Genomic DNA, 15,360 nt, shown 5'->3' with positions numbered 1-15,360 from the left:
TTAAAGCATTGTACTGATGAAAAAGCAAATACTACATATTTTTTTATATACTTGTTTCTTCTTAACGATATTGGGAAGTTCTTCTTCCTATGCTCAACCATTTATCTCTATAGATGACATCTTATTATGTCAAAAAACCAATAATGGTACAATAAATTACCAATTAACAGGTTTAGACCCATCTAAGAGTTATGAATACAAATGGACACTATTCGATATTACGGGCTCACTCGTCATTAACGGTCAAGACGACAGGGACAATTGTAAGATACAGGGAGATAAAAATATAAACAATGGTATCAACTTCGGTATGCTTCGAGTAGAAGTATGGGAAGTGGGATGTTCAGAAGATACCAATAATAATGGAGGCGTTCCTACCTCATGCTATAATTTCAAAGAAGTTTCTGTAGGTTATTACACTGCTCCTCCTATCACCCTTGATCAAGTATTACCTATTGATCAATGTGTACCTCCTGGTGGTAGTGTTACACAATCTTTAATATCAACTTTTGATGCTTCAAACCTACCAAATGGTGTTAATATTGCACCAGAATGGCAGATTCAAGCTTCAACCGGGACAACTACTCAAGCACATAACGATTTAGTTACAGCAGCTCAAAATGCAACCAATGCTGGTGATATTCAATTTGATGTCACCATCGACAATAATGATTTTGATATAGGAGAAAACGTCATTACCGTTACGGTGGTTGGTATATCTTCTTGTGGAGATACTGCAAATGATGAATCCGATACATTTACACTTACCTTTTATCGTACCCCTGAACCTTCAGTGAGTGGATTGGTTGAAGTCTGTGCCGCCAATGGTCAAAACCTTGGTGAAATCATTCCTTCAGTAGCCGATCCGTTCACGTATTCATGGACGATTAACAGTACAACAGGAGGAACTGTTACATTTAATGGTTCCGGCAGTAATCAAAGTGGTTTAACCATCACTGATGTCCAATTTGACCCAGCTTCTTTATTTATTGATATTGTCTTCGACGTATCCGTAAGTGGAGGAGCGGGCAGTTGTCCTGGAGCAACTTTTCAAGTAAATGTTCGATTGGTCAATAGTAATTTGGCGGCTATCACGTCTCCTATTTGTGTTTTAGATGGAACAACGGGACAAGTTATTAATATACCAAACAGTGTTGATAATTTAGGAGTTGATTATGCTTGGTCAGTCTCAAATGTAACAAATGGTTCTTTTAATCTAGTTTCTTATGGAAATGATAATGCTGGATTGCGTTTAGACAATATCAATTTTACAGGAAATAATGCGGTAATTACTGCAGATATAAATTTAATCGCGAATGGAGTAAATACTTCATGTAATACCCAAACTTTTCCTATTACAATATTTAGACAACCAAATCAATTAACACTTACAGATATTACCACTTGTGCAATTGATGGAGCATCAAATATTTTGGGGGTAGCTGAAGATGCCAACCCTCTTACAGGATATACTTATAACTGGGCAATCGTTTCTTCAGCAAACGGTACATTTACGGTAACTCCTTCTGCAAACGGTACTGGTTTTAATTTAGATAATGTCACATTTAATGCAAATCAACAACAAATAACAGGTGTTGTGAGATTAACCATTGGAGGAATGGACGCCTCATGTGGACCTTCAACAATTGATTTGAATGTAACTATAGATAAAATTCCAACCGCTGCCTCTACTCCTCCTCCATTTATTTGTGTGGATAATGGGAGTTCAAATCATTTAGTTATTTCTCCTAACGCTTCAGCTGATATTATCCCTGGTTTTGTCTATAATTGGAGTTATACTCTAGACGTTCCAGCCGATGGATCATTAGCGATTAATGCTTTAGGAACAGATAATTCAGGTTTAGAATTCAATAACGTTACTTTTAATGGGAATGCAACTCAATTAACAGGTAACATTACTTTAAGTGTAACAGGTTCTGTTTGTGCTGCTACCTCTACCAATATTCCATTTACAATTTTCAGGAGACCTGATGTTTTAAATGTTACATCAGTGGATCTTTGTATTGCTGATGGCACAACGACTTTTACCGCTGTAAATGCTCATACCGAAAACTTTAGCGGGTTCAGTTATGATTGGACTTTAAATGCGTTAAGTGGTGGAACTTTAGGAATAACTCCAAATGGAAATAATAATAGCGGTCTTGAGTTTACGAATATCAATTTTGATGCAAATTCACAAGTAATTACAGCTACTTTAGATTTGGTGATTAATGGATTGGACGCCACTTGTGGCAATACAATGAGTATTCCTGTCACCATCCACCGTCAGCCAGATGTATTGAATAATCTGACTGATTTTGAAACTTGTGCTTTAAATGGTGCAATTATTATGGAGGATATTGTTACTCCTTATACAGAAGATTTTCCAACGATTAATTACTCTTGGAATATCACTACTATTACTGGAGGTACAATTAGCGTTTTAGCAAATGGCAATGATAATTCAGGTTTACAATTAACAGGGGCCAACTTTAGTGGTGGTAGTAGCATTATTCAAGGTACTATTGAGGTGACAGTTACAGGTGCTGGATCAAATTGTACGGTTACTCCTCAAACATTTAATTTCACTATCCACAGATTACCTGATGGTTTACAGATTAACGATACGGAAATATGTGAAATTGATGGAACTTCCAACGTAATTATTCAAACAGTAAATGCAGATATTGTAGCTGGATATAATTACACTTGGTCGCTATTTAATTTTACTGGAGGAACAGCTGATGTAAACGGATTCGGAACTGATAATAGTGGAGTTCAAATTGATAATATCAGTTTCTCTAGTGGTTCCACAGAGATTACAGCTACTCTAAGAGGGACAGTGACAGGTGTAGATGCTAGCTGTGCTGCTTCAACAAAAGATATTACGTTAACCATCAATAGAATTCCTGATGCTATTGGTCTAACATTAGCTAATTTCTGTTTAATTGATGGGGCAGTTAGTGAAATTATCGCTCTAGAACAGGGAGAAACTTTAGCGGGTTATACCTATACTTGGAATGTAAGTACACCTTCTGGAGGAACGATTACTACTTCTACCTATGGAACACAGAATTCCGGTTTACAGTTAGATAATGTTACTTTTAATCCTAATTCTGCATTCATATCAGCTACTGCCACAATTACTGTTACAGGCGCTGATCCTTCTTGTGGTGTTTTACAGAATACTATTCCGATTACCATTCATAGAATTCCAGATGTTGCCTCTTTAACAGATGTAACGGTTTGTGCATTTAATCCAGATGCCAATATTCAAATGATTGCACCTAATGCAACATCAGATATTATTTCTGGAACGAATTATACTTGGACAATTACCTCTGTTGCCGGTGGTACGGTTACAGAATCACCTTTAGGAACTGATAATTCAGGATTAGAATTCACGAGCATCAATTTCTCAAATAATAGCACAAGCATTACCGGTAATATTAACCTAAGTATAACTGGCCTTAATATTTCTTGTGGTACGATTACTACTTCTATCCCATTTACTATTTATAGAAAACCCGATCAATTGAACTTGACTTCTATTGATTTGTGTATGGTGGATGGTACTGCAAGTACAAATGCAGTTGTGGCCAATACTGAATTCTTTGCTGGATATAATTTTGATTGGACATTAACCAATTTAAATGGTGGTACATTTGGTATTACGCCAAATGGAAATAATAATAGTGGAGTTGATTTTACGAATATCAATTTTGATAACAACTCTGAGCAAATTACAGCTACTCTAGATTTAGTGATTAATGGATTGGATGCTAGCTGTGGCAATACGGTTACTATTCCTGTTACGATTGACAGAATACCTGATTTATTGGCTAATCTACCTAATTTTGAAACCTGTGTATTAGAAGGTACTACTACTATTGATGTAATTACTGCATCTACTGAACTATTACCAACAATTACTTATAATTGGTCTAAAACAGGAGGAGAAACTGGAGGTACTACCGGTGCTTTGGTGAGTTATGGAAATAATAATTCAGGTTTAAGATTTACGAATGTAAACTTTGATAATGGAAGTAATATCATTACGGGTCAAGTTCAATTATCAGTAACTGGACTTAGTGGTTCATGTGGAAGTTCAACAGCTACTTTTACCTATACTATACATAGATTACCTGATGCTTTGGAAATAGCTGATACAGAAATTTGTGCGTTTAACACACAATCTGGTATTCAGATTCAAGCTGTAGGTACTGAAATAGTCACTGCTTACAATTACACTTGGAGTATTTCTAATTTTACAGGAGGTACTGCTGCTGTCGCAGGTATTGGTGCAGATGGATCGGGTGTTGTTATCAATAATGTTGATTTTTCTACCAATTCAAATCAGATTACTGCAACGATTAGAGGAACTGTAAATGGAATGAATGCATCATGTACAGGTGCTACAAAAGATATCACTCTAACCATTAATAGAATTCCTGATGCGTTACAATTAGGTGCTCAAACATTCTGTTTATCAGAAGGTGCAGTTACAGAAATCATTGCTGCAGAACAAGGAGAAACATTAACTGGGTATTCTTACAATTGGGTGATTAGTGGTGTTAGCGGTGGTACCGTTTCTACATCTACTTATGGCGCTCAAAACTCTGGTTTACAGTTAGACAATATCACATTTAATGCTGGAAGTGCACAAATTACAGGTACGGCTACATTAACAGTAAATGGAGCTGCGGCAAGTTGTGGTACATTATCAAATAGCATTCCTTTTACTATCCACCGATTACCTGATCCTTTAGCTTTAACATCAGTAGATCAGTGTTTATTACATAATGCATCTAATGTCAATATTTTTAGTCCAAATGCTACGGCAATTACAGGATTTAACTATACGTGGAGTTTCTTAAGTATTTCAGGAGGGTCAATCACTTTACAACCTTATGGAAATAATAATTCAGGTTTAGAGTTTGATAATGTTCAATTTACTGGTGCAAGTAATCAGATTCAGGCGGTGTTACAATTGTCGGTGAGTGGCATTGATGCTGCGTGTACAACTACTCCTATTACCTTACCGGTAACAATTAATAGAATTCCGGACATCACTAGGTTTGCTACAGCTATAGAATTCTGTGCATTTAATGCCGATACTGATGTTTCTATATATACGGAAGAAGCAATTGCCATTAACGGTTTTAATTACAGTTGGTCTACTTCTTCTGTAGTTGGAGGTTCATTTACATTAGATGCTTCAGGCAACAACAATTCGGCCTTAGAATTTGATAACATCACATTCGATCCTGGTGCTACACAAATAACAGGTAATCTGGACTTGGTAATTTCAGGGCCAGATGCAAGTTGTGGTAGTTTTAATCAGTCAATTCCATTTACAATACATTATCAACCTGACGAATTAAAATTAACAGGTTACAGCATTTCATTATGTTCAAGAAATGGAAATACTGTGGTAAATGTAGAAAGTGAAAATAGTCCTTCTTTAGCACCTAGCTATAATTTCACATGGACGCTTACATCTCCTATTACTGGAGGTAATTTCACCATCTCAACTACAGGAACTGATAACTCAGGTTTAGTTTTTAATAATGTAACGTTTGATACCGGTTCTGATATCATCAATACAACCATAGAATTGGAAGTGGTCGGTTTAAGTGCTACTTGTGGGACCAATACCCTTTCCATTCCAGTAGTGATTGATTTAGCTGCTGACCCTGCCATCATCAATTTAAATACACTTTGTGAAGAAGATGGTGCAACAGGAATTATCGCTCAAAATGATGACACCAACACTTGGATGGGGGTTACTTCCACTTGGACAGTGAACATTGGTGCAGGAGGTACTTTCACTTATGAACAATTCGGTTATCAAAATACAGGTTTACGATTTAACGATATCCAATTCAATAATGGATCAGATCAAATTACAGGTACGGTAACTCTTACCCAAACTACAGCATGTAGTACAGTCTCTGAAACAGAACCTTTCACTATCAATAGAAGAATAAATATTGATAGTTATACCGATATCACTTTATGTTCTTTCAATAACGAAACATCTGCGTTAACAGGGTTTGCTCCTGTTACTGAAAATATTTCTAATGTAACTTATGCATGGGTAAAAAATGCAACTCCAACAGGTGGTGATTTTGATATTGTAGTCAGTGCTGATGGTTCTGGAGTAGATATTACCAACATTGTTTTTGATGCCAATAGTTCTATTATCAATGGTGAATTAGAATTTACAGTAACTTCTAACTGTAACACAGAAACGAAAACGGTTCCTGTGGTTATCAATAGAAAAGTTGATCTTAATGCTCTAACTTTCAATACGCTTTGTGTGATTAACGGTAGTACTGGAGAAATCATTATCAATGAATCTACAGAAAACATTGCAGGTTTTGATTACAATTGGGGGACGCTAACCAATGTGGTGGGCGGTACTTTTGACATTACTCCTTTCGGTAACAATAACTCAGGTTTAACAGCTGATAATATCGCTTTCAACAACGGAAGCCTTCAAATCACAGCAGATGTAACTTTCTCTGTAAATGGCTCTTGTGATGCTAATGCAGTAACCAAGCAGATTACAATTAATAGAATTCCTGATGTCTCTTCTTTATCAGATATTGTGACTTGTTCGTTGGACAATACAGATGGAGAAGGATTGGTGACTGCTTCAACAGAAAACCTAACTGGTTTAACTTACAATTGGAGTATTAGAACCGGAACATTATCAGGTGGTACGGTCACTTTAGTTCCTAACGGTAATCAGAACTCTGGTTTATATTTGGATGATATCGTATTTGATAAATCCACCAATCCGACATCCAATCAAATTACATTTACTGTTGACTTAACGATTACAGGAGGTTGTCAAGATGTGACCACATCATTTGATGTGACCATCGACAGATCGGTCGATATGACCCTCTTCCCTAATCAAATTGAGATTTGTGAATTGAATGGTGCTTCTAATGTAGATATTCTAACTCCACTTGCTGAAACCGTAAATGGTTTAGATTATGTATGGACGGTCATTTCACCTACAGGAGGAACTTTCACTTTAAATCCACAAGGAACGGATAATTCTGGAATGTGGTTAGACAATATCACTTTCAATTTTGGTGAAGCTTATATTAATGCAACACTTAGAGTCGAAAATACCAACGGTTGTTCAATTCAATCAAAAGATATTCCATTACAAATTGGACGTATGCCGTCTGTGGCTAATATCACTGATTTTGATCTTTGTGTAAATCAAGGAGCAGTGAACGTGATTGGTTTACCTGAATTAGGTGAGGTTGTAGGAACATACGACTACCAATGGTCAATTGATTCTCAAACTGGTGGTTTGGTGACAATTAGTGGTTATGGCAGCAACGATTCTGGCTTGATGTTCAATACCATCAACTTTGCCAATAACAGCACAGTGATCTCGGGTACATTATTACTTACTGTAGACAATGCTTGTGGTAATTATCCATTAAGAGTCAACTTCACTTTAAATCGTGAACCTGATGTGAGTGGTTTGAGTCTTACTAACCTTTGTGCTGTTGGTAATAACGATGGAGGAAACCTTTTTGCAGAAATTACTGAAAACCTAGCAGGTTGGACATTCAATTGGTCTTTAGACAATGGCTCATTAAACGGAGGTTCATTTACTTTAGCTAGTTCAGGTAATATGAATTCTCAATTGGATGCTCAGAACATTGTTTTCGATGCAAACAGCCCTCAAATTACAGCGAACGTAGTATTAACGGTTTCATCAAATACTTGTGGTGATCATACGATCACCTTACCGGTGGTGATAGATCGTAGAGTAGACATCAATGCTGTGACTTTAAATGCACTTTGTGTAGTAGATGGAGCAACTAATCAAATACTATTTGATGAAACCATAGAGAATATTCCTGGATTCACTTATTCATGGGGTGCTATCACCAACTTAAATGGAGGTACATTCACTACGGTAAGTTCTGGAAATAATAGCTCTCAATTGGTAGCTAATAACATTGATTTTGATGATAATTCATTACAAATCACAGCTGAAATTCCACTTCAAGTAACTGGAGATTGCGATAACACATCGGTCAACGTTCCAGTTATCATTCAAAGAATCCCTGATCTAAGTTCATTCACGAATTCATCACTTTGTGTGTTGAATAATACAGCTAATGTAAATGTTATTCCTGCATCAACAGAAACGCTTACGGGCGTGACTTATAATTGGTCGATTGCAACAGGATCATTAAATGGAGGTTCAGTTACTTTATCACCTGTAAATCCTAATCAATCAGGATTAGATTTCACTAATGTTCAGTTTGATCCTTCTTCTGATGTCATCAATTTAACGGTTGAGGTAACTGCAACAGGTGGTTGTCAAGATGTGACCACTTCATTTGATGTTGCTATTGATAGAAGAGTCGATATGAGCCTCTTCCCTAACCAATTGGATCTTTGTGAATTGGAAGGTGCTACAAATGTTGTTGCTATTTCTCCATTAGTAGAAACAGTAAATAACTTATCGTTCACTTGGGAGATTGTATCAGGAACTATTTCTGGAGGTACTTTCAACCTTCAAGCCGATGGATCTGATAATAGTGGGTTAACCATTAATGACATCAATTTTGACCTAAATTCACCTCAAATCACTGCTGATTTAAGAGTGACCAACGTTTCAGGATGTAGCATAGAATCGAAGACTATTCCAATTGTGATAGGTAGAATGCCTGAAGCAACGACAATTCCTAGTTTAGATCTTTGTTTAGCGGATGGAACGACCAATTACATTGCTATTGCAGGAAACACTGAAGCAGTGACTAATTATGCATATACATGGTCTGTTATCAATTTAAATGGTGGTACGTTAGCTACACGCCAACAAGGAAATAATCAATCAGAATTACTGTTTGATAACATCACATTTGATAACGGTAGCACACAAATTACAGGTACTATTCAGTTAGATGTTGCCAATGCTTGTGGTAATTATCCATTAAATCTTCCGTTAACTATTAATAGAACAATTGATCCTTCAACAGTTAACCTTAACACAATCTGTGCTATTGATGTTGATCCTGCCACTTATGAATTGTATGCTGGCGAGACTCAAAATTTACCTGGCTTTGCTTATACTTGGACTTTAAGAAATAGTAGTGTTACGGGAGGTACTTTAAATGTACAAGCCAAAGGTATACAAGGTTCGGGATTGGAAGTTAATGCTATTGATTTTGATTTTAATAGTAGTCAGATCACAGCTACAGCTACTTTAGAAATTAATGGTCCTTGTGAAACAGTCATTAGAGATTATAGCTTTACGGTAAATAGAAAAATAGATTTAACGAGTACTACATTTAATACACTTTGTGTGATTGATGGTGGTCAAGGTATATTGTATGATGGTATCTTAGAAACAATTCCAGGATTTAATTATGATTGGGCAGCAGCTCCTATCAATTTAAACGGAGGTACTTTTGATATCAATCCTTCAGGCAATATCAACTCGACATTATCAGCTAGTAACATACAATTTGATAATAACTCCTTACAAATTACAGGTGAAATCGCTCTTCAAGTTTCTGGAGATTGTGATGCTGGAAGTATCAATATTCCTGTCACCATTAATCGTATTCCAGATATTACTGGAATTTCAGATCAGGTACTTTGTTTATTGGATGGTACTACCAACGAAAATGTAATTACTGCCTCTACTGAAACCCTTACAGGTGTTGCTTACTCTTGGAACATTATCACCCCTCCAAATGCAGCAGATGGAACAGTAACAATTTCGGGTACGGGTGCCAACAATTCAGGTTTACAAATTGATAATCTTGATTTTGCGAATGGTGCCAATTCAATGTCATTTGATGTACAATTAACCACTACAGGTGGTTGTGCCACTCAAGACACTACTTTCAATATCACAGTAAATAGAAGAATAGACATGAGTCTGTTCCCTGATCAGATTGATGAATGTCAGTTACAAAATGCCACAAATGTAGTTGTGTTTGCTGGATTGATGGAACCTATCAACGGAATCAATTACACTTGGGAAATTGTTTCTGGTTCGCTTTCAGGAGGTACTTTCAATTTGGGTACTCAAGGGCCTGATCAGTCTGGATTGATATTTAATGACATCACTTTTGATCTATTATCGCCTCAAATTACTGCTCAAGTAAGAGTAACAAATAATACGGGTTGTAATATCGAAAGTAAAACCATTAATGTGATTTTGGGTAGAATGCCTGAAGCCACCACTATTCCTCAATTGGATCTTTGTTTGGCCAATGGTTCTACCAATGTCATCGCTATTCCGGGTAACCCTGATGCGGTAACAGGTTATGTGTATACTTGGGATGTGATCAATATCTCTGGTGGTAGTTTAACTGTTACACAAGGTGGTAACAATAACTCTGAAATGATTTTCAATAATGTGACTTTCGATCCTAATTCGAGTCAGATTACAGGTACAATTACTTTAGATGTTGCCGGTGCTTGTGGTAATTATCCATTAAACTTACCATTGACTATCACTAGAACAGTAGATGCGACAAGCATTACGATGAACACCATTTGTGCATTTGATCAAGATCCTATGACACATGAAATCTATGCTGGTCAGACTGATTTAGTAAGTGGTTGGACATACGTATGGCAAATCGATCCTACAAGTTATGTAGGTGGTACTTTTGATATTCAGACCAAAGGTAACGGACAATCAGGTTTGGATGCTTCAAACATTCAGTTTACCAATGGTAGTGATCAAATTACTGCCAATGTTCAGTTAACCATTAATGGGGCTTGTTCTGCTATTACTCAGACCTACCCTGTGGTAGTTAATAGAAAAATGTCATTAGATCAGTACACTGATTTTACAACATGTGCTGATGGAGTAGATACCATTGATGTATTTACTGAAAATGCTTTGTATGCTACAAATATTCAACATACATGGACAAGCAGTGTTACTGGCGGTACGTTTAATTTAGTAGCCAACGGTCCTGATCAAAGTGGTTTGCAATTGGCGGATATCACATTTACAGCAGGTAGTTCTACTATTCAAGGAACATTGACCGTACAACAAAATGGTAGCTGTAATGATATTGCAAAAACCATTAATATTGAATTGACTCGTTCTGCAGAATTTGATTCGGATAATGATATGACGATCTGTTCTGAGCAAACGGCTAACCTTGTTGGAGTAGTTTCTGATGAAAGTTTGTTTAACCTTTCTTGGAACGTAATAAGTGTTTCCGGAGGAAATGCTACAGCTGATACTTATTTTAATGGGTTCAATGGGAATACATCAAATAATCTGAATGGTTTGACTATTGACAATACGTATTTTGCTTCTGGTTCTGGTGTTGTCACCGTTGTATTTGAGCTTACTGCTACAAATATTTCTCACCCTACATGTATATCTACTCAGCAATATACCATCAACTTCACTCGTATCCCTGAAATTACAATTCCTGATGCTACCGCAGAAGGTTGTTCAGCTATACCAGTGGTGATCTATCCATTTGGAACAGAAGATTTTACTGGTGACTATATCTTTGAATGGACATTAGTTCCAGGTAGTATTACAGGTGCTTCGGCAGGAGGTGAAACAAGAATTACCAATCTTGTGAATACATCTGGAGATCAGAATTTATCTGTTCTATTAGAAGATACTGATTATCTAAATGTAGGAACACAACAAATCACTTTTGAAGTGGATGTAAAAGTTTCCAATATCATAAAACAAGATTGTACGGGTGGTGCTAGTGTAAAAAGATACACCTTTACGATTCACCGTTCTCCATTGGTTGGACTACCTACCGTAAGACAAGAAAGCTGTGAGGATGGAAGTATTACTGTCAATTCTTCTTTCCCTCAACAGACCAACATCTCTTATAATTGGGAAATCGTGAATCAAGTTGGAGGTACACTTCAAGGATCTAACTTAAATGGTTATTTCTTTACGGTATCTAATCCAACTTTTGATGCCAACGCTGTAGAAATGACTGCAGATGTAGTATTAACCACTTATAATACAGCTATGCCAGGAGTTTGTCCTGGAATCGATACCGTTCAAGTCTATTTCCAAAAAGATCCTGTTCCAGTAATTGATTTAACTGAGGATGTGGGATGTGCAAGAAATACGATTACAGTTGATGCTTCAGCCTCTCAAATTCCAGCAGGTGGTGTAACATACGAATGGGATTTTGGTTACAGTGGCACATTCCAAGTAGATACCACTTCTACAACACCTATCATGGAATATATGTATCAAGGTGAAGGAAACTATGAAGTCGCTTTAAGAATTACTACCTATTTAGGTTGTCAAAGTTCAGTTGAAACAAGAAGATTAACTATCCAACCTTCTCCAGTAGCTCGATTAGATATTCCATCTTTAATCTGTGTCGGTGAAAGTATAGTAGCAGATGGTACAAGATCTACAGGAGGTACACCTAATGGAATTATCGATTGGGAATGGTTCTTTGATTATGACAATGACCAAGTAAACCCAGGAGATAGAGGTAATCCTACTGTTGATCATCAATTCTTAAGAGAGGGCATTTATAATGTAGCATTAATAATTACCAACGATTTAGGTTGTCAAGATGTAGTACAACAACAAGTTGAGGTGATTAGAGAAGCTCAAATCACATATAATCCAACAGCTTATATTTGTGAAGGACAAACTGCTACCTTAACCATTAATGGTGGTGTTCGTTGGGAATGGGATAATGGTGATACCAATAATAGTATTCAAGTTTCTCCAGGTGAAAGTCGATTCTATTATGTAAATACTTTCAACCAAAGAGATTGTGCAAGAAGAGACTCTATTGAAGTGGTTGTTCTACCAAATGGTTTGGGTTCATCTCAAAGAGTGGCTTGTGAGACAGATGTAATTACATTAAATACTATTGATGCTGACCCTTCATTAATCGCTGGTATTGAATGGGATAACGGGCAAAGTACAACTTCAATTGATGTGGATGAACAAGGTCAATACACCTATAAAATGTGGTTAAGAAGTGATCCTAGTTCAGAGCCTTGTTTATACGAACATACTATAGATGTGACTTTAAATGCACTTCCAACAAGTTTACTTCCTGCAGATACCACTTTCTGTTTTGAGGATGGAGCAACTATAGATATAACTGCTACAAATAATCAAAACTATGCTGTAGTCTGGGAAGATATAGAAATAGGTAATCCAACAGCTACCATTGAAGAAGGTGGCCGTTATAGAGTACGTATGACTGACCTCACTTTTGAAACAAGTTGTACTGAAGAGTTCGAAATAGAAGTGTATGACTTATGTCCTCCGAAGTTTACACCTCCTACTGCCTTTACTCCTAACGGTGATGGTCTTAATGATACCTTCTTCATCGAAGGTAAAGACATGATCAACATTCAGCTGACCATTTACAACCGTTGGGGAGAAATTATTTTCCATAAAGAGTATACTGATGAACACGATTTACGTGATCCTACTCAAGGATGGGACGGTATGTACAGAGGTAAAAAAGTAACTATTGGTGATTATATTTATATCATCACCTATGAGAATAAACTATATCCTGGAAAAATATTTAGAGAAGAAAGAGGAATTTCGGTGATATATTAAACTACTTGATATTAGAAGATGTAAATTGTTATTATACGATTTACATCTTCTAAACATTTCAATTAAAAAAGTACAAATTATACTGAATCAATTGATTTGATTGGAAATTAAACTAAATTTGTGAAAACTTTTATTTAAACGATTTATTATGAAAAAGGTATTACTATCAGTAATTGCTATTACGACTGTTCTATTTACTTCTTGTAACAACGATGATTCCCCGACATCAAACGCAAGAACTGATGTATCTCTTAAATCAGGAGACATTTCCCCTTTATCAGGAGCGAGAACAACTGCTACTGATATCCCTGGTATTGATTCTGTAGTTGTTTCTGTGGAGTCTTTAACGGTTGAAGTAAACGATCAAACTGTTACTTTCTATAAGCAAGAAGGTGAAGGAATGATTGATTTATTACACTTCCAATCTCAAGACACTATTATGTGGACGGAAGAAACACTTCCTGTAGGTGAAGTACACGGTGCTGTGTTAGGCCTTGATAAAAAAGGTATTAGCTATGTAATCGAAACAGATAATGAAGAGCCTGTTGATTTACATATTGCTCACAAAGCTTTAGATTTTAGAGTAGAAAGTGATTCAGCAATAGCAGCGAACACCAAATATATCTTAAAATTAGATATGGACGGTAGCCTTAGATTAGTTGAAACGGGTGCTGGTAAGTACAACTTACAACAAGGTACTGCTGGTACAAATCCTGAAGGTATTATTGTGATTGAAAAAGTGAACTAGAGATAGTTTCTTATATCATATTTCTAACCTAAGATTTCGGGATATATACTATATATATATCAGATATCATAGAGAGGCCCACGATTGAAATCGTGGGTTTTTTATTTGTGTTTTTTTCTCACACTAAATTGTGAGAAAAATAGGTTGTATTCAATTCATTACTTCTCTTGTTGCATATCATAGATTTGCTTTAACAAGATTTTCTTTGGTGTTAGAGGTGCTGCCTTTACCATAAGCGTTTGAGCGAAAGTTAATCCGGAAATAACATCTAACTTCCCTGCTATCATTCCATTATAACCGTCCATAGCTACTGAATGTGGTGAAGCTGTATCTTTAAATAGATCTGTTTTATCCATTCCAGAAGTACTACCAAAACCTGTTTCCGTTGCTCCAGGCATTAATGCTGTCACAGTAATATTTGTATCGTGTAACTCTTGAGCGATTGCATTACTAAAGAAAGTCACGTAGGCTTTCGTTGCATAATATACGGCTTGCATTGGTCCAGGTAAAAAACTAGCTGTCGAAGAGACATTAAGAATTTTCCCTTTATTTCTTTTCACCATATCGTCCAAGAAGAATCTTGTAAGTGCAGTAAGCGCTGTAATGTTCAGATTGATCATGGCTAAATCTTTCTCCCACTCTCTTTCATGGAATTTTCCAAGTCCACCAAATCCAGCGTTATTTATCAAAATATCTACATCAACGTTGGCATTCTTCACTTCTTGATATACTTCCTCGACTTCAGACAAGTTTGAAAGGTCTTTTGTAATTATCATCACTTCAGTTTTGTATTTTCCCTGAAGTTCATTTTTCAATTCAATCAGTTTATTCTCTGATCTTGCAACAACAATCAGATCACCTCCTTTTTCCGCATGGATTCTTGCGAATTCTTTTCCGATTCCTGATGATGCTCCTGTGATTAATGCTACGTTTTTCATGATAGTTTTTGTTTTAATGTTTCTTAAACTTACTACACAAATATCTTGATTATCAAATTAGTAAAAGAACA

3 protein-coding genes are annotated in these 15,360 nt (G+C 36.3%); 2 read left to right on the top strand and 1 reads right to left on the bottom strand.

The window, feature by feature from the left end; all coding sequences use genetic code 11:
* Positions 1 to 16 precede the first annotated feature (16 nt).
* Positions 17 to 13,603 (top strand): PKD domain-containing protein, encoded by a 13,587-nt coding sequence (locus MY04_RS23405; protein WP_066214886.1) that lies wholly within the window; start codon positions 17 to 19, stop codon positions 13,601 to 13,603.
* Positions 13,604 to 13,751: 148 nt separating this feature from the next.
* Positions 13,752 to 14,351 carry a DUF4382 domain-containing protein gene (locus MY04_RS23400; RefSeq protein WP_066214884.1) on the top strand — a complete coding sequence of 200 codons (600 nt, stop codon included), beginning with the start codon at positions 13,752 to 13,754 and terminating at the stop codon, positions 14,349 to 14,351.
* A gap of 158 nt (positions 14,352 to 14,509) precedes the next feature.
* Here the strand turns inward: MY04_RS23400 and MY04_RS23395 are convergent, their stop codons facing one another.
* Positions 14,510 to 15,289, bottom strand: coding sequence for an SDR family NAD(P)-dependent oxidoreductase (locus MY04_RS23395; RefSeq protein WP_066214883.1), 780 nt, complete (start codon positions 15,287 to 15,289; stop codon positions 14,510 to 14,512).
* Positions 15,290 to 15,360 lie beyond the last annotated feature (71 nt).

It is taken from the genome of Flammeovirga sp. MY04, assembly GCF_001682195.2.
GTDB classification, from domain to species: domain Bacteria; phylum Bacteroidota; class Bacteroidia; order Cytophagales; family Flammeovirgaceae; genus Flammeovirga; species Flammeovirga yaeyamensis.
The sequence above is the reverse complement of the archived record's forward strand: the minus strand, read 5'-3'. Positions and strand labels throughout refer to the sequence as shown.

Excerpts from the sequence above, each read along its gene's own strand:
- MY04_RS23405 (WP_066214886.1), top strand. The coding sequence starts at position 17 with ATGAAAAAGCAAATACTACATATTTTTTTATATACTTGTTTCTTCTTA.
- MY04_RS23400 (WP_066214884.1), top strand. The coding sequence starts at position 13,752 with ATGAAAAAGGTATTACTATCAGTAATTGCTATTACGACTGTTCTATTT.
- MY04_RS23395 (WP_066214883.1), bottom strand. The coding sequence starts at position 15,289 with ATGAAAAACGTAGCATTAATCACAGGAGCATCATCAGGAATCGGAAAA.